Genomic DNA, 15,370 nt, shown 5'->3' on the forward strand with positions numbered 1-15,370 from the left:
CGTGCGTCACCCTACTACTCCGTGTAAGCACTTGGTGGCGGAATGCTATGAAGCGGCGGCGGCGGAGGGGCGGCCCAGCTGCCACGCCCCGGCGAGGTGGAGGGCGGCGCCGACCGTGGCGCCGATGGCCATCCCGGGGTTGCCGTGGGCCGCTCCGATCGCGACATCGCCCAGCTGTGCGAGCCCCGAGATCGCCAGCAGTGGCGGCAGTCCACGCTGCCGGCCGGTGGCCACCATGGTCAGAACGGCTCCGCTGAGCGGCAGTTGGCGCGCGGCGTAGGCCTGGGCGTAGAAGTCGGCCCCCGCTCCGGCGTCGTGCAGCAGGAGGGTGGGCGAGGCGACGGCGAGCAGACAGGCGACGGCCGAGACGGCGGCGAACGCGGCATTGGCGACGAGCAGCGCGCGGCCCTGGCGGGCCTGGATGGCGACTGACATTTGGTCTCTCCATGAATCATTCGAGCTATGAACGATTCCTGAAGAGTAGCGTTGCCGCCATGGACGATGTCAATGCCAATGCGCTGACCGACACGCTCTCCTTCCGGCTCGGCGTGCTCGGTCCGCTGGTCTCGGCGCGGTTCGCCGGCGCCGTGGAGCCACTGGGCGTCAAGCCCAAGCACGTCGGGCTGATGGCCGTGCTCAGTGCCGGGGCGCCGGCCTCCCAGCAGGAGTTGGCGCGGGTGATGAGCGTGGTGCCGAGCCTGGTGGTGGGCCTGGCCGACCAGTTGGAGGAGCTCGGCGCCATCGAGCGGGTGCGGGATCCGGCGGACCGCCGGCGCCACCGGCTCTCGCTCACGGACGCCGGCCGGGAGCTGTTGGCCGCCTGCCTGGCCGCCGCGGCCGCCCTCGACGCCGAACTGACGGCATCCCTCGGGGTGCGGGACCGCGAGGTGCTGCTACGCCTGCTGGGCGTGCTGGCCCGCGAGGCGGGGCTGCCCGCCTGAGGGGTGCCCCCGACGCGCTACGGCCGTGCTGCCCGGGCCAGTTCGAGCTCGGCGGCCGGGAACGGCGTCCGCTTGCTCTCGGTGAGCAGGCGGCGGCGGAATTCGCCCATCAGGACGGCGGTGCGGGCATGCCGGTCGATGATCTCGGCGATCGCGCGCGGGATGCCGTCGGGCCGCCGGCCGGTGATCCACCCGTGCAGGAAGGCCTCGTGCTCCGTGCCGCCGCGCAGACCGTCGGGCAGGTGGTGGCGGAGCAGGTGGCTGGTGGTGTGGCAGTGGTCGTACCCGAGGTGGTCCGAGAGGAACTGCGCCTCGGTCGCCGACAGTTCGAAGCCGGCACTCAGGGCGAGCCCGAAGTCCGCGAAGTAGAGCAGTCGTCCGTCGGTCAGGACGTTGGCGAAGTGGGCGTCGAAGTGGACGAGTCCCTGCGCGCTCATGAAGGCGGCCCCGCGCGTCAGCGCCTCCTCCACCCACGGGTACGGCGAGTCCGCCGTGCTCCCGGGCGCGGTGGTCCGGCGGTCGTGCAGCCAGTCGGCGAGGGTCTGCGGGACGTGTTCGAGGAAGAGCACCAGACTGGACGAGGACCGGCCGATGGCCTCCAGTCGCTCGCGCACGGCCGGTGAGCCCTCCCAGTGCGCGACCGCCCCGTCGATGCCCCCGAAGTGGTCGGTGAACCCCTCCGGCGGGGAGTCCGGCAGGATGCGCCAGTGGTACATCAGCGGAAAGCCCTCGTAGGCGTTCCCGAGGACCCAGTTGGTGGTCATCACGTGCACGGCCAGCTCGCGCCAGGCCCCGAAACCGGCCGAGCCCACCCCGTACTGGTAGCACATCGGCAGCCCGAACAGGTTGGCCGTCGATCGCAGGTTCTCCGGCCGCAACTCGGTGTCCGTCAGGGGCACCCGCTTGACGAAGACCCGCGTGCCGTCGACGGCCAGCTCCGCCGACCTGCCGCCGATGCCTGCCCCCAACTGGTCGGCGGCCGAGACGAGTTCGCCGAGCCGGCGGTCGCTCAGCAGGGACAGGTGCGTGGCCACGGTCCCGTAGCTGGCGAGCCGCGCGGCGTGCCGCCGGTCCGGGTGGTGCATCGACGACTCCTCCGGGTCGGGACCAGAGCCCCGATGATCTCGTGAACGAGGCCCCTCGGAAAGTGCTATTCCTCGCCTTCCGCGTTCGCGGGTTCGGTGGAGGCCGCGACGAGGTTCTGCTCCAGGCGCTCCAGGGTTTCCAGGGCCGCGGTGCGCTCCTCGGCGGTCAGGCCCGCGGCGACGAGGTCCTCCAGCTGGCTCCAGCTCTGCTCGACCTCGCGGCGCAGGGCGTGGCTGGCCGCGGTGGGTTCGATCAGGGAGGCGCGCTTGTCGGTGGGGGAGGGGCGGCGGCGGACGAAGCCGGCCTGCTCCAGGCGCTGGACGGTGCGGGTCATGGTGGCGGCGTCGGAGTCCATCAGCCGCACCAGGTCGGTCTGGCGCTGGGCACCGAGTTCCCACAGGTGCATCATGACCAGCTCCTGGCCGGGGTGCAGGCCGATGCGGCGGAGCAGTTGTCCGGCGTACATGCGGTGCAGGCGGGCGAGCCGGAAGATCGCGTGGCTGATCGGCCCGCCGGCGGCGGCGGCCGGTACCGGGACGCTCGCCCCCGGCCCCGGTGTGGATGGTGTCATCATTCCTCGCTTCCCTGGTTGGGCAGCTAACGCTATCGCGCACCTGTGGGTCCTCCCTGGCGCTTCTGCCACGCCCGGACAAGTTTCCTGGTGAAGGCATGTGTCGTGCGTCACATGATGGCCAGGGAATGGCTCTCGGATATTTACTTGTTCGAGCAGGTAACTGTGACGGTGGATGGGTCGAGGCCACCGTGCGCCACTCCTCACGAGGGAAGAGATCATGACCACTGCTTTCGATCCGATCGTCCTGGGCGGCCGCCGCCTGGCCAGCCGTATCGCCATGGCACCGATGACCCGCAGCCGCGCCTTCGGGCCGGGCGCGGAGCCGACGGAGCTGATGGCGACGTACTACGCGCAGCGCGCCGGCGCCGGGCTGATCGTCACCGAGGGCATCCAGCCCTCGCCGGTCGGCCAGGGCTACCCGAACACTCCCGGTCTGCACACGCCCGGGCAGGTCGCGGCCTGGCGGACGGTGACCGACGCCGTGCACCGCGAGGGCGGGGTGATCTTCGCGCAGCTGATGCACACCGGCCGGATCGGCCACCCCAGCCTGCTGCCCGAGGGCTTGGTGCCGGTGGCGCCGTCGGCGGTGGCCGCCGAGGGCCAGGTGTTCACCGCCGAGGGCCCGAAGGACTTCGTGACGCCGAAGGAACTGGGCGAGACGGAGATCCGGCAGACGATCGACGACTTCGTCGAGGCGGCGAAGGGCGCCGTCGACGCCGGGTTCGACGGTGTGGAGATCCACGGCGCCAACGGCTACCTGGTCCACCAGTTCCTCGCGCCGAACACCAACCGGCGCGCCGACGCCTGGGGTGGCGACGTCGAGGGCCGGATCCGCTTCGCGGTCGAGCTCACCACCGCCGTGGCCGAGGCGATCGGCGGTCACCGGGTGGGCCTGCGGATCTCGCCCGGCAATCCGTACAACGACATCGCCGAGAGCGAGCCGGCCGAGGTGTACGAGGCGCTGCTGGAGCGGCTCGCCGGCTCGGACCTGGCCTACCTGCACCTGCTGGAGGGCCCGGACCGCGACCTGACCGCGCGGCTGCGCAAGGCCTGGCCGGGCACCCTCGTCCTCAACCCGTTCACCTACCCCGAGGCCACCGGCCCCGACGCCCTGGCGCTGATCGAGGACGGGGTCGCGGACATGATCGCTTACGGGGCGCTCTTCCTGGCCAACCCGGACCTGCCGGCCCGCCTGGCCGCCGGCGGCCCGTTCAACCCGCCGGACCCGGCCACCTTCTACGGCGGCGACCACCGCGGCTACACCGACTACCCCACCCTCTCCGCCTGAGCGGCGTGCCCACCGGTGCGGCCGAGGTCGTGACCGCACCGGTGGGTCACAGCGTGCCGTTCCCTTCCCCATCCGTCCCCACCCTTCCCTACCTGGGAGTTCCCGATGTCCACTGCGATCACCTTCTCCGAGTACGGCCTGCCCGAGGTGCTGCGGCCGACCGAGGTCACCCCGCCGGAGCCGGGTCCGGGCCAGGTCCGGATCCGGGTGCGGGCCGCCTCGGTGAACCCGCTCGACCTGAAGATCCGCTCCGGTCTGATGGCCCGGGTCGCCCCCGCGAACTTCCCGGTGATCCCCGGCCTGGACGCGGCCGGTGTTGTCGACGCCGTCGGTGCGGGAGCCGACGTGGCCGTGGGTGACGAGGTCCTCGGCGCCACCGTCGGCGGCAGCTACGGCGAGTACGCCCTGCTGGAGCGGCCGGTGGCCAAGCCCGGGGCGATGCCCTGGGAGGTCGCCGCCTCCCTGGTCACGGTCGGCCGCACCGCGCACCGGGTCCTCGGGCAGCTCGGTGTGCGGTCTGGGCAGACCGTGCTCGTGCACGGCGCGGCCGGCAGCGTGGGCTTCATCGCCGTGCAGCTGGCCGTCGCCCGCGGTATCACCGTCATCGGCACCGCCGCCGAGCGCGACCTGGAGCGCGTCACCGCCCTCGGGGGGACCGCCGTCCGCTACGGCGACGGCTGGCCGGAGCGGGTGGGTGCCGCCGCGCCGGGTGGCGTGGACTTCGTGTTCGACGCCTCCGGTGCCGGGGTGCTCGCCGACTCCGTCGCGCTGACCGGCGATGCGGGGAGGGTCATCACCATCGCCGACATGGCCGCCCAGCAGTACGGCGTCCGGTTCAGCGCCGGCAGTGGCGAGCAGGGCGACCAAGGCCTGTCGGAGCTGGTGCGGCTCGCGGTCGCCGGGGAGCTCACCGTGCCGATCTGGCGCACCTACCCCCTGGCGGAGGCCGCCCGGGCCCACGCCGACCTGGAAGCCCACCGCAACCAGGGCAAGGCGGTCCTGCTGCCCTGACCCCGGCTGCTGCGGGGAAGGCGCAAGGGGTCGATGCGCGCCCTGCCCGAAGCCACCTACGCCCGCACCGTCCTGGGCCCCGGCCCGGGCCTCGCCGCCGGGCACACGGTCGTCGGCGTCGACTACCCCGGCAGCGGTGACACCCCGCGCTCCACCTCGCCGCTGTCCTTGGACGACCTGGCCACCCTGGCCATCTGCACCATCCAGGACCGGTTCACCTCCACCCGCCTGTACCGCCAGCCGGCCGACGGCATCCCCGACGCCCGGCTCGTGGAGCTCCGCACCGGCCACCTGCCCATGGTGGAGCGGCCCGCGGAATGGCAGGAGCTGAGCACCGACTTCCTCGCCCAGCACAACGCCTGACGTCCCGGGAGTCCGATCGGCACGACTGCCGCGACTGCCGCGACCGCCGCCGCCGTCCGCGGTGGGTCTGGTCATGCCGTCGTTGCGAAGCGGACCGGCAGTCCGTATGCTCCCAGCTATGCGGACCGCCGGTCCGTTTCAGTGTGGCCGGCCCCGCGCGAGCAGAACGGAAGTCTTGACCATGACCGAGTCGATGGCACCCGCGGAGCTGTACCGCCACGGACTGCGCCTGCTGCTGGAGAAGGACATCCCCGCCTGGGTGGACCTCTGGGACGAGGATGGCGTCCTGGAGTTCCCGTTCGCGCCCGAGGGCTGGCCCGGGCGGCTGGAGGGCAAGGCCGCGGTCGCGGACTACATGCGCCACTACCCCGACCACATTGACCTGCACGACTTCCCCGAGGTGACGATCCATCAGACCACCGCCCCTGGGACGATCGTGGTGGAGATGCGGGGGGTCGGCCGCCTGGTGGGGACCGGCGCTCCGTTCGACCTGAGCTACATCGCCGTGGTCGCGGTGGAGGACGGGTTGATCACCTCCTACCGCGACTACTGGAACCCGCTCGCCGTCGAGCAGCCCGGCGCCGACTTCGCGGGAGCAACGGGAGCAACGGCAGCAACGGGAGCAACGGGGGCGGACCGATGAACGGCGACTCCGCCGCCACCTTGGTCATCGGTGCCACCGGCACCACCGGCCGCCGGGTCGCCGCCGGACTGATCGCCGAGGGCCACCGCGTCCGGGCCGCCGGCCGGCGCGCCACTCCGGTGACGGGCGCCCGGGCCGTCCGCTTCGACTGGGACGAGCCCGCGACCTGGGCGGGGGCCCTCGATGCGGTCGACCGGGTCTACCTCGTCCCGCCGATCGGCTCCTCGGACCCGGCCGCGGTCATGCTGCCGTTCCTACGCCGGGCCCGTGCGGCGGGCGTGCACCGGGCGGTGCTGCTCAGCTCGTCCGCGATCCCGGCCGGCGGTCCGGCGGTGGGCCAGGTCCACCGGGCGCTGCCCGGGCTGTTCGAGCAGTGGGCGGTGCTGCGGCCCTCCTGGTTCATGCAGAACTTCACCGGCTCCACCCCGCACGCGCTCAGCATCCGCGAGGAGGGCGCCGTCCTGACGGCCACGGGGGACGGCCGGGTCGGGTTCGTCGACGCCGGGGACATCGCCGCGGTCGCCGTCCGCGCCCTGATCGACGAGCCGGCCCCCAACACCGACCTGGTCCTCACCGGGCCGCAGTCGCTGAGCTACGCCGAGGCCGTCGCGATCATCGCCGAGGTCACCGGCCGGCCCGTGGTGCACCGGAAGCTGACGTTCGAGGAGCTGCGCGACCGCTGGGCGGCCGAGATACCGCTGGAGTTCGCCACCATGCTGGCCGGTATGGACCGCGCCATCGCCGAGGGCGCCGAGGACCGCACCACGGACACCGTGCAGCGCGTCACCGGCCGGCCGGCGGTCGCGCTCCGCACGTTCGCTGAGCGGGAGTTGGGGTGAGGCGGCCGCTGCCTGCGCGGGCCCGGCGCTGCGGCCCGGGGCCACGGGAGGCATGAGCCGACCCGTCGGGCGCCGTACCCGCCGGATAGCATGAGCCGTTCCAGAGGCCCTGGATCGACCGACGACCGGGGAGGACCCGTGGCCCAGCGGGCAGAGCGTACGGAGCGCGCCGACGCCCTGCGCAACCGGGAGGCGGTGCTCGCCGCGGCGGACGCCCTGTTCGCCGCCAGCAGCAGCCCCCACGGCGTGTCGATGGACGAGATCGCCGCAGCCGCGGGGGTGGGCAAGGGCACGCTGTTCCGCCGCTTCGGCGACCGGAACGGCCTGATCGGCGCGGTGATCGCCGCCCGTCTGGAGCCCGTGCGACAAGCCGTGCTGGAGGCGCAGCGCGCGGTCGGGGCCTCGCCGCGGCAGCGGGTGCTGGACCTGCTCGACGCCTCGCTGCGGTTCAAGATCGAGCATCGGCACCTGATGTCGGCCGCGGAGGAGGCCGGGCTCAGCAGCCCCTACCTGGCCGAGCACTACGGCTGGTGGCACGGCACCCTGCGGGCGGCGCTGGATCAGGTGCCCGGCGTCCACCATGCGGATTTCACCGCGCACGCCCTGCTGGCCGCCGTCCGCGCCGACCTGGTGGCGTACCTGATCGACGATCGGAAGATGACGCCCGGAGCCCTGCGGGAGGCGCTCGCGGCCCATCTCGACAACGTCCTCGGCGCCACCTGAGCGGGGCCCTGAGCGGGGCCCTGAGCGGGGCCCTCCGCGGAGCCCTGAGCGGCGGTGTCATGGCGCGGGCCGGGCGCCGGGGGCTCGAACCCCGGCGCCCGGCCCGCGTGCGCGCCCCTCAGTCGAGCGGTGAGATCACCGCGGCCGTGCCGTAGGCGCAGATCTCGGTGCCCAGGTCGGCGGCCTCGGTGACGTCGAAGCGCATCATCAGCACGGCGTTGGCGCCCCGGGCGCCGGCCTGCTCGACCAGCCGTTCCATCGCCTGGTTGCGGCTCTCCACCAGGGTCTTGGTCAGGCCCTTCAGCTCCCCGCCCACCAGCGACTTCAGGCCCGCGCCGATCTGCGAGCCGAGGTGCCGGCTGCGTACCGTCAGCCCGAACACCTCGCCGATGACCCGCTCCACGCGGTAGCCCGGCACGTCGTTGGTGGTGACCACCAGCACACTGTCGGACGGGCGCTGCCCGCCGCCGTAGTCGTCAAGATTGCTCATCCCACCACCCTCGCCGATGAACTCCGCGGCGCCCGGCTGACGCGCCGGGACGCCCACCGCCCCGCGGCACGGCGGGGTGGCGCGAAGAACCCGGCCCGCACCGGTGAACCCGGGCCCCGAGGGCCGTACTGTAGGCGCATGGGCGAGCGAAGCGATCATCCGCAGGGGCCGGGCGCGGCGGAGGAGTCCAACGCGCAGGACATCGAGGCCACCGTGGTCCTCGGCATCCGGATCACCGACTGGCCGGCCCTGCGAGCCGCCGCGCAGGCCGCGGTCGCGGAGCTGGACTTCGCCGGGATCGATCCCGCCCAGCAGCGGGCCGACCTGCTGCGCGAGGTGTCGGAGGATCCGAACGCGGCGCTCGGCGCGCTGCTGCACCCGGACCGGCTGGTGGCGGCCATCCCCGGCATCGAGGCGCTCGGCGGGACGCTGGAGATCAGCATCACCGACGACTTCGCCCCCGACTTCGCCGAGCTCTTCCCGCTGGACTCCGAGGAGGGCGACAGCGGCGACTGGACGCTCACCCCGCGCACCGCCTGCCTGCTGCACACCCAGCTGATCGCGCTGGCGGACGCCGGCTACGACGACCTCGACGAGCACCACGACGACCCGGTCACCGACGGCGACGAGGGCGACTGGACGGTCTTCTCCCGCCTCCCGCAACGCACTTGGGGCCTGCACCGGGCCTGGCGGCGCAGCCTGGCGCGGACCTTCGACGACCTGGCCGACGATCTGGCGCTCGGCGAGTGGCCGCTGCCGCGCTGCCTGGCCGAGGAACTGGCGCTGCGGATGGCGCTGTCCGACGCCCGGGCCCTGCTCGGTGCGCAGCCGGAGTCGGTCGCGGACATGATGGGCGACCTCCCGGCGGACCTGTACGACTACGACTGGGACGGCTGCGCGGACGAGCTGTTCGGCGTGTTCGGCCCGGACGACGGCGATCCGGAGCTGGACTCGCTGGAGCGCACCGAGCACCTGCTGGCCGCCACCCACCCCGAGGGCTGGTTCCTCGGTTACGAGGACGCCGAGGAGCGCGACCCCGGCCGGGGCCACCGCCGCTGAGCCCGCGCCGGGGCGCGGCTGGCATCCTGGTGGGGTGAGTTCACCTTTCGACGCCCCGAGCACCCCCGAAGAGCAGGCCGACCGCGACAGCCGGGAGCAGTACGTGCTCCCGCTGGTGGTGCGCCTGGAGCGGACCGATCCGCCGGCCAGGACGGACGCGCTGGAGACCTCGGCCCGGGCGGTGCTGACCCTGCTCGCCGACCCCCGGGTGACCGATGCCGACGGCGAGTGGGCCGAGCGGGTCGCGGCCTGGGAGGACGCCCGGATCCGCAAGGTGGTCCGGCGGGCCCGGGGCGGGGAGTGGCGCAAGGCCGGTGAGCTGCCGGGGATCACCGTCACCGGCGCGGGCGGTGCCGAGGTGCGGGTGTTCCCGCCGGTGCCGCTGGACGGCTGGCCCAAGGAGCTGGCCAAGCTCCAGGTCTCCGGCACCGACCTGGACGACGCCGAGCCGCCGGCCGCGGCCGCGCCGGGGCTGCCGGTGCTCTGGCTGAACCCCGGGCTGGAGATGAGCGCCGGCAAGACCATGGCGCAGACCGGCCACGCCGCCCAGCTCGCCTGGTGGCGGCTGGACGGCGCGCAGCGCAAGGAGTGGGCGGAGTCCGGCTTCGCGCTGGCCGTCCGCACCGCCGCCCCCGTGGCCTGGGCCGGGCTGACCACGGGCGGTCTGCCGCTGGTCCGCGACGCGGGCTTCACCGAGATCGCTCCCGGCAGTTGCACCGTGGTCGCGGACCACCCGGCGCTGCGGCAGGCCTGACCCGCTGCGCCGGTCCCGGCGCCGGTGCCTCAGGCCGGGCGGGTGGCCCGGACGGCGAGCCTGGCCTCGGCCAGGGCCAGGCCGGTGACGGAGAGCAGCAGCAGGCAGGTGCCCGCGGCGGTGGCCGGGGTGAGCCGCTCGCCGAGCAGCAGCACCGCGATGACGGTGGCGCTGACCGGCTCGATCAGCGCCACCACTGAGGCGGTGGTGGCCCGCACCACGGCCGCCCCGGCGAAGTACAGCCCGTACGCGAGTGCGGTCGGCACGGCGGCCAGGTAGGCCAGCAGACCGAGGGTGCGGCCGAGACCGGCCGGGTCGGGCCACAGGCCCTCGGCGGCCGCGAACGGCAGCAGGCACAGCGCGCAGACGGTGAAGGACCACAGCGTGGTGGCGTACGGGCTGCCGCCGTCGCCGGCCCGGCCGAGCCGCCGGGTGTGGATCGTGACGCAGGCGTAGCCGGTGGCCGACAGCAGCGCCCAGAGCACGCCGGCCGGCCGGACCTGGCCGCTGCCGCCGTCCCCGAGGACCAGGACGGCGAGGCCGCCGAGCGCGCCGGCGACCGCCACCGCCCCGGCGCCGCCGAGCCGTTCGCCCATGCCGAGGCGGGCGCCCAGGGCGATCAGTACGGGCGCGGCGCCGAGGGTGACGACGGTGGCCACGGCCAGGCCGGTCCGCTGGACGGCGAGGAAGTAGGCGGCCTGGAAGAGGGTGAGCCCGAGGCCGTTGACCAGGATCCGGCGCAGCCGGGTGCGGCGCGGCGCCGGCCGGCCGACGGGGCGCCGCTGCGGGCGGCCGCCGAGCAGCCGGGCGACCAGCAGCAGGACCCCGCCCGCCGAGCGCCAGAAGGTCAGGGCCATCGGGCCGAGGCCGCTGCGGCCGTAGAGCAGTGCGGCGGCCGCGCCGGCGGTGCCCCAGGCGGTGGCGGACAGCACGAGGTAGAGCAGGGCCCGCCCGACGGGCAGGGCGCGGTACTGGGACATGGGTGTTCTCCCACCGAAGACATGAGGTCGGTCGTGTGATCGCGTACGCGGGCAGCACCGACCGGCCCGGGGGTGATGATCACCCGGGAGCGGTCCTCAGTGGCCTTGCCGCCCGCTCAGGCGGCGGGAGGTGGCAGAACGGTCTGCGGCATGCCGGCCAGCCTAGGCCATGTCGCACCGTTCCCGCCGGGCGCGCGGCCTCTCCCGGATTGACAGCATGCTGCTGATTTGACAGGATGCTGTCCATGGATACCGGAGCGAACGAACCGAGCACGGTCTACCTCGCGGTGTACGACACGCTGGCCGACTGGGAGGTCGGGCACACCGTCGCGCACCTCAACTCACCCCGGTGGCAGCGCAGTCCGGGCAGCCTGGCGGTACGGACGGTGGGGCCGGATCCGGATCCGGTCACCACCATGGGCGGGGTGCGGATCCTGCCGGACACCACCCGGGCCGAGGTGTCGACCGAGGGCGCCGCGCTGCTGATCCTGCCGGGCGCCACCCTGTGGGACACCGGCGACCGGCTGGCCGGCTTCGGGAAGCTGGCGCGGCGGTTCGTCGAGGCCGGGGTGCCGGTCGCGGCGATCTGCGGGGCGACGGCGGGGCTGGCCCGGGAGGGCCTGCTCGACGACCGGGCGCACACCTCCGCCGCGGCCGGCTACCTGGCCGCCACCGGCTACGCGGGCGGCGGGCACTACCGGGAGGCCGACGCGGTGGCCGACCGCGGTGTGATCACGGCGGGGCCGACCGAGCCGGTGGCCTTCGCCCGCGAGGTCTTCGCGCAGCTCGGCCTGTACGAGCCCGAGGTGCTGGACGCCTGGTACCGGCTGTTCGCGCACTCGGACGCGAGCGCCTTCGAGGTGCTCGCGGCGGCCGGGCATGAGTGACGGCGAGCTGCTGTCCGGCACCGCGCTGACGGTCTTCCGGCTCAACGGCCAGCTCTTGGAGGTCTCCGAACGGCTGGCCCGCCCGGCCGGGCTGACCGCCGCCTGGTGGCAGGTGCTCGGCGCCGTGCTCCCCGAGCCGCTGCCGGTGGCGGGCATCGCGCGGGCCATGGGCATCACCCGGCAGAGCGTGCAGCGGATCGCCGACCTGCTGGTGGCCAAGGGGCTCGCCGGCTACCTGCCGAACCCGGCCCACCGCACCGCCAAGCTGCTCACCCCGACCGAGCTCGGGCGCGAGGCCGTCGGCCGGATCGGCCCCGCGCACGCGGACCTGGCCGGCCGGCTGGCCGCCGAGCTCGGCCCGGAGGGGTTCGCCGACACGCTCCGGGTGCTGCGCCGGCTGTCCGAGGCGATGGAGGCGGTCGAGGCGGGCTGAACCATCCGCCGACCGCCTCCGTGGCCGTTCTCCGGCGCCGTCGGGCGTCCCGGCCGGTCCGGTCGGGCAGGAACCTCGTCGCCGTCCGTGCGCCCGGGCGGATCGGCAGCGGCAGCGGCAGCGGGTGGTGGAGCACGGCGGCGACGATGCCGCGGGCGGACGGCGCCACCCGACCCCGGCCGCGGCCACCGCGAGGTGGCAGCCGGCCACCGACACCAGCCCGACCAGCAGGCCGGGCGCCCGGAGGAGCCTTGTCAAGCTCTTGTGAAGATCGCTAGCATCCTGATGGATCGACAGATCGACGGATCGACCCGACGGATCGGCAGCCCCGGCCGGCCGGTCCCTGGGGGCGCCGGAGAGGGGCAGCGGTGTCAGCGGCTTCGGCGTTACCCGGACGGCAGGAGGAGCTCGCCACCATCGCGCGGGCCGTCGAGGAGCTCTGCGCCGGCCGCGGCGCGGTGCTGGAGATCGCGGGCGATCCCGGCAGCGGGAAGACCGGCCTGCTGAACCGGCTGGCCCGGGTGGCGGCCGAGCGCGGCGCCACCGTGCTGCGGGCCCGGGCGCACGCCGAGGACGCCAAGCCGTACCAGGTGTTCCGCGATGCCTGGGATTCCGGCGACCCGACCGACCCGACCGACCTGGCCCACCCGGGAGGCCCGGCCGGCCCGGGCGGGCCCTGGTGGGACACCGCCGCCGACCGCGATCTGGTGCGCGCCCTGCGCGAGCGCTGCGGGCGGGCGGAGGGCCGGCCCGGTACGGTGCTGGCCCTGGACGACTTCCACCGGTGCGACCCGGCCTCGGTCCGGCTGGCCGAACGCCTGGTCGGCGACCCGTCGCCGCGGCCGTTCCTGCTGGCCCTCGCGCACCGGCCGCGGCAGACCCCGCCGGCGCTGCTCGCGGCGCTCGACGAGGCCAACCACGCGGGCACCCTGCACCGGATCGAACCCGGGCCACTGGACGCCGCCGCGGTCGCCGCCCTGCTCGCCGAGCTGACCGGCGAGGAGCGCGGCGCCCGGGGCGCGGAGCAGGCCGAGCGGCTGCGCGCGGCCTCCGGCGGGAACCCCCGCCTGCTGCGCGTCCTGCTGGCCGCCGGCGCAGACCCGGAGCTGTGGCCCGAACGCTCGGCCGTGGCCGCGGGCCCGCTGGTGCGTGCCGCGGCGCCGCTGATCGCCGAGTTCGAGGCCCTGTCGCCCGGTGCCGCCGAGCTGCTCGCCGCCGCCGCCGTCCTGGGCGAAACGTTTCGCCTGGGCGACCTCGCCCAGGTGGCCGGCCACAGCCTGGACAGCGCCGCCGACGCCGTCGCCGAACTCTCCCGCGCCGACCTGCTCCGACCCGGCGGCCCGGTCGGCGGCCCGGTCGGCGGCCTGGTCTTCCGGCACCCGGTCCTCGGCCACCTGGTGCACCACCGGATCGGCCCCGGGCCGCGGCTGACCCTCCACCGGCGGGCCCTGGCCCTGCTGGAATCCCGGGCCGCCGGGGCCGCCGCCCGGGCCCGGCACGCCGAGCACGCCCTGCTCGGCGGCGACCGGCCCGACCTGCTGCCGGTGCTCGTCGAGGGCGCCGCCGAGGTGTACGCGTCGGCGCCCGCGACCGCCGCCCGCTGGCTGGGGGTCGCGATGGAGTCCGTACCGGCCGGCGGCCCCGGCGGCGAGGCCCGGGTGGCGCTGGCGCTGGACCGCTGCCGGGCGCTCACCGCCGCCGGCCGGCTCGACGAGGCCCGCGCACTCGGCCACGAACTGCTGCGCACCCCGGGCGGGTTGACCGAGCGGCGGCGCACCGCCGCGCTGGCGGTCTGCGTCGAGGTGGAGCGCCTGCTCGGCCGCTACGCGGAGGCGGACGCGATGGCCCGTACCGTGGTCGACGCCCTGCCCCGGCCGCTGCCCGCCCCGCTGCCCGCCGAGACGGTGCAACTGGTCTTCGACCACGGCCTGGTGCACGCCCTGCGCGGCACCGCGGCCGAGGTCCGTGAGCTGGCCCACGAGGCCGCCGGGGCGGCCTCGGGCGGGGATCCGGACGGCCGGACCGCGCTGCGCGTGCTGGCCGCCTTCTGCGACAGCTACGCCGGCGACTTCATCCAGGTCGAGCCCGAGGTGGCGCGGTGCGGGCGGCTGGTCGACTCCCGGCCCGACACGGTGGCGGGCCGGGCCCCCGAGGTGCTCGCCCTGCTCGGCTGCGCCGAGCTCTACCTGGAGCGCTTCACCGATGCCCACCGCCACCTCAGCCGGGGCCTGGCCACCGCCGGCGGCGGCGCGCACAAGCACGTCGCGGTCAACCAGCTGATCGGCCTGTCCACGCTGGAGCAGTGGGCGGGCCGGCTGGACCTGGCGCAGCGCCACGCCCGCGAGGCCGAGCGGCTCGGCACCGAGATCGGCGCGCCGGACGCCGTCGGGCTGGCGATGGCGATGCGCGCCTCGGCGCTGATCTGGGCCGCTCCCCGGCGCCGGACCGCGGAGGCCGTCGCGCTGGCCGAACGGGGCCTGCGGCACACCGTCCCCGGCACCGGCTGGTGGGCCGGGTCGGCGCTCGGACTGCTGGCCCTGGCCCGCCTGGTCGGCGGGGACCCGCAGGACTGCCTGCGGACCTTGCTGGAGGGCGGCGGCGAGGACCTCGCGCGGCTCCAACCTCCCTCCCGGCCCTCGCTGTTCGCGCTGATGACCACGGCGGCGGCGCAGTGCGGCGAGCTCGGCCTCGCCCGCCGCAGCGCCCACGCCGCCGACGCGGCCGCGGACCGGCTCGGACGCCCGGCGTTCCAGCAGGCCCAGGCCGACCGGGCGGGCGCCGTGCTGGCCCTGCTCGACGGTGAGCACGCGCGCTCGGCCGAGCTGGCCATGGCGGCCGCGGGCGCCTTCCGCTCGCTCGGGATGCCGATCCTGCACGCGTGGACGGTGCTCGCCGCGACCCCGGCGCTTGCGCTGGCACACGGCCCGGCGGCGGCGCTCGGGCCGCTCGACGAGGCGCTCGGCGCGGCCCGGCGCTGCGGGGCGCTGCGGCTGTGCGAGGACGGGGCCCGGATCCGCAGCGCGCTGGCGGTCGGCGCGCCCGCCGCGCCGGCCCCGAGCCCGGTCGCCGCGCTCAGCACGCGGGAGCGCGAGGTGGCCGAACTCGCCGCCGCCGGACTGCCCTCACGGCTGATCGCCGAGCGGCTGGTGCTCAGCCCCCGCACGGTCGACACCCATCTCGGCAGCGCCTACCGCAAGCTCGGCGTGGGCTCCCGGCTGGCGCTGGCCCGGCTGCTGCAACGCCGCGCCGACCCCGGCGACGTGGCCTGAGAGCGGTGGTCGGTGCGGCTCGGGTGTGGT

The 15,370-nt window shown here is 75.2% G+C and carries 17 protein-coding genes; 12 read left to right on the plus strand and 5 right to left on the minus strand.

The window, feature by feature from the left end:
• Positions 1–45: 45 nt before the first annotated feature.
• Positions 46–435, minus strand: a complete 390-nt coding sequence (locus AB0K43_RS00565; RefSeq protein ID WP_363634350.1) for a hypothetical protein — start codon at positions 433–435, stop codon at positions 46–48.
• 59 nt (positions 436–494) lie between these two features.
• Here AB0K43_RS00565 and AB0K43_RS00570 point away from each other — a divergent pair, with 59 nt between their 5' ends.
• Positions 495–941: a MarR family transcriptional regulator gene (locus AB0K43_RS00570; RefSeq protein ID WP_363634351.1), complete on the plus strand. Its 447-nt coding sequence runs from the start codon at positions 495–497 to the stop codon at positions 939–941.
• Positions 942–958: 17 nt separating this feature from the next.
• On the opposite strand, the gene AB0K43_RS00575 is transcribed toward AB0K43_RS00570, so the two are convergent.
• Positions 959–2,026, minus strand: coding sequence for a protein kinase family protein (locus AB0K43_RS00575; protein ID WP_363634352.1), 1,068 nt, complete (start codon positions 2,024–2,026; stop codon positions 959–961).
• Between the two features lie 65 nt (positions 2,027–2,091).
• A complete protein-coding gene (locus AB0K43_RS00580) occupies positions 2,092–2,601 on the minus strand; it encodes a MarR family transcriptional regulator (RefSeq protein ID WP_363634353.1) in 510 nt (169 codons plus the stop codon).
• Between the two features lie 217 nt (positions 2,602–2,818).
• On the opposite strand from AB0K43_RS00580, the gene AB0K43_RS00585 reads away from it, so the two are divergent.
• From AB0K43_RS00585 to AB0K43_RS00610, 6 genes are all read left to right on the plus strand, one after another.
• Positions 2,819–3,889, plus strand: a complete 1,071-nt coding sequence (locus tag AB0K43_RS00585) for an alkene reductase (RefSeq protein WP_363634354.1) — start codon at positions 2,819–2,821, stop codon at positions 3,887–3,889.
• 105 nt (positions 3,890–3,994) lie between these two features.
• Positions 3,995–4,900 carry an NADP-dependent oxidoreductase gene (locus AB0K43_RS00590; RefSeq protein ID WP_363634355.1) on the plus strand — a complete coding sequence of 302 codons (906 nt, stop codon included), beginning with the start codon at positions 3,995–3,997 and terminating at the stop codon, positions 4,898–4,900.
• A 33-nt stretch (positions 4,901–4,933) separates the two neighbouring features.
• Entirely contained in the window at positions 4,934–5,263 is a 330-nt protein-coding gene (locus AB0K43_RS00595) for a hypothetical protein (protein WP_363634356.1), read from the plus strand.
• 181 nt (positions 5,264–5,444) lie between these two features.
• The gene (locus AB0K43_RS00600) at positions 5,445–5,906 is read left to right on the plus strand and encodes a nuclear transport factor 2 family protein (protein ID WP_363634357.1); all 462 of its coding nucleotides are present in this window, start codon (positions 5,445–5,447) and stop codon (positions 5,904–5,906) included.
• Positions 5,903–6,745, plus strand: coding sequence for an NAD(P)H-binding protein (locus tag AB0K43_RS00605; RefSeq protein WP_363634358.1), 843 nt, complete (start codon positions 5,903–5,905; stop codon positions 6,743–6,745). Before AB0K43_RS00600 ends, AB0K43_RS00605 begins: the two co-directional genes overlap by 4 nt.
• Positions 6,746–6,883: 138 nt before the next feature.
• Positions 6,884–7,468, plus strand: coding sequence for a TetR/AcrR family transcriptional regulator (locus AB0K43_RS00610; RefSeq protein ID WP_363634359.1), 585 nt, complete (start codon positions 6,884–6,886; stop codon positions 7,466–7,468).
• Between the two features lie 118 nt (positions 7,469–7,586).
• Here the strand turns inward: AB0K43_RS00610 and AB0K43_RS00615 are convergent, their stop codons facing one another.
• A complete protein-coding gene (locus tag AB0K43_RS00615; protein ID WP_363634360.1) occupies positions 7,587–7,958 on the minus strand; it encodes a YbjQ family protein in 372 nt (123 codons plus the stop codon).
• Between the two features lie 138 nt (positions 7,959–8,096).
• Between AB0K43_RS00615 and AB0K43_RS00620 the strand changes: the two genes are divergently transcribed.
• Together AB0K43_RS00620 and AB0K43_RS00625 are read left to right on the plus strand one after the other, a co-directional pair.
• Entirely contained in the window at positions 8,097–9,017 is a 921-nt protein-coding gene (locus AB0K43_RS00620; protein WP_363634361.1) for a hypothetical protein, read from the plus strand.
• Positions 9,018–9,051: 34 nt separating this feature from the next.
• Positions 9,052–9,771 carry an aminoacyl-tRNA hydrolase gene (locus tag AB0K43_RS00625; protein WP_363634362.1) on the plus strand — a complete coding sequence of 240 codons (720 nt, stop codon included), beginning with the start codon at positions 9,052–9,054 and terminating at the stop codon, positions 9,769–9,771.
• A 29-nt stretch (positions 9,772–9,800) separates the two neighbouring features.
• On the opposite strand, the gene AB0K43_RS00630 is transcribed toward AB0K43_RS00625, so the two are convergent.
• A complete protein-coding gene (locus tag AB0K43_RS00630) occupies positions 9,801–10,751 on the minus strand; it encodes an EamA family transporter (protein ID WP_363634363.1) in 951 nt (316 codons plus the stop codon).
• 245 nt (positions 10,752–10,996) lie between these two features.
• Between AB0K43_RS00630 and AB0K43_RS00635 the strand changes: the two genes are divergently transcribed.
• The 3 genes from AB0K43_RS00635 to AB0K43_RS00645 all read left to right on the plus strand — a co-directional run bounded on the left by AB0K43_RS00635 (position 10,997) and on the right by AB0K43_RS00645 (position 15,340).
• A complete protein-coding gene (locus AB0K43_RS00635) occupies positions 10,997–11,638 on the plus strand; it encodes a DJ-1/PfpI family protein (RefSeq protein WP_363634364.1) in 642 nt (213 codons plus the stop codon).
• A complete protein-coding gene (locus AB0K43_RS00640) occupies positions 11,631–12,071 on the plus strand; it encodes a MarR family winged helix-turn-helix transcriptional regulator (RefSeq protein ID WP_363634365.1) in 441 nt (146 codons plus the stop codon). Before AB0K43_RS00635 ends, AB0K43_RS00640 begins: the two co-directional genes overlap by 8 nt.
• Positions 12,072–12,439: 368 nt before the next feature.
• A complete protein-coding gene (locus tag AB0K43_RS00645) occupies positions 12,440–15,340 on the plus strand; it encodes a LuxR family transcriptional regulator (protein WP_363634367.1) in 2,901 nt (966 codons plus the stop codon).
• The last annotated feature ends 30 nt before the right edge of the window (positions 15,341–15,370 follow it).

It is taken from the genome of Kitasatospora sp. NPDC049258 (genome assembly GCF_040678895.1).
Classification (GTDB): domain Bacteria; phylum Actinomycetota; class Actinomycetes; order Streptomycetales; family Streptomycetaceae; genus Kitasatospora.

Excerpts from the sequence above, each read along its gene's own strand:
- AB0K43_RS00620 (WP_363634361.1), top strand. The coding sequence starts at position 8,097 with ATGGGCGAGCGAAGCGATCATCCGCAGGGGCCGGGCGCGGCGGAGGAG.
- AB0K43_RS00640 (WP_363634365.1), top strand. The coding sequence starts at position 11,631 with ATGAGTGACGGCGAGCTGCTGTCCGGCACCGCGCTGACGGTCTTCCGG.
- AB0K43_RS00630 (WP_363634363.1), bottom strand. The coding sequence starts at position 10,751 with ATGTCCCAGTACCGCGCCCTGCCCGTCGGGCGGGCCCTGCTCTACCTC.
- AB0K43_RS00590 (WP_363634355.1), top strand. The coding sequence starts at position 3,995 with ATGTCCACTGCGATCACCTTCTCCGAGTACGGCCTGCCCGAGGTGCTG.
- AB0K43_RS00570 (WP_363634351.1), top strand. The coding sequence starts at position 495 with ATGGACGATGTCAATGCCAATGCGCTGACCGACACGCTCTCCTTCCGG.
- AB0K43_RS00565 (WP_363634350.1), bottom strand. The coding sequence starts at position 435 with ATGTCAGTCGCCATCCAGGCCCGCCAGGGCCGCGCGCTGCTCGTCGCC.
- AB0K43_RS00600 (WP_363634357.1), top strand. The coding sequence starts at position 5,445 with ATGACCGAGTCGATGGCACCCGCGGAGCTGTACCGCCACGGACTGCGC.
- AB0K43_RS00605 (WP_363634358.1), top strand. The coding sequence starts at position 5,903 with ATGAACGGCGACTCCGCCGCCACCTTGGTCATCGGTGCCACCGGCACC.
- AB0K43_RS00615 (WP_363634360.1), bottom strand. The coding sequence starts at position 7,958 with ATGAGCAATCTTGACGACTACGGCGGCGGGCAGCGCCCGTCCGACAGT.
- AB0K43_RS00580 (WP_363634353.1), bottom strand. The coding sequence starts at position 2,601 with ATGATGACACCATCCACACCGGGGCCGGGGGCGAGCGTCCCGGTACCG.
- AB0K43_RS00595 (WP_363634356.1), top strand. The coding sequence starts at position 4,934 with ATGCGCGCCCTGCCCGAAGCCACCTACGCCCGCACCGTCCTGGGCCCC.
- AB0K43_RS00575 (WP_363634352.1), bottom strand. The coding sequence starts at position 2,026 with ATGCACCACCCGGACCGGCGGCACGCCGCGCGGCTCGCCAGCTACGGG.
- AB0K43_RS00585 (WP_363634354.1), top strand. The coding sequence starts at position 2,819 with ATGACCACTGCTTTCGATCCGATCGTCCTGGGCGGCCGCCGCCTGGCC.
- AB0K43_RS00635 (WP_363634364.1), top strand. The coding sequence starts at position 10,997 with ATGGATACCGGAGCGAACGAACCGAGCACGGTCTACCTCGCGGTGTAC.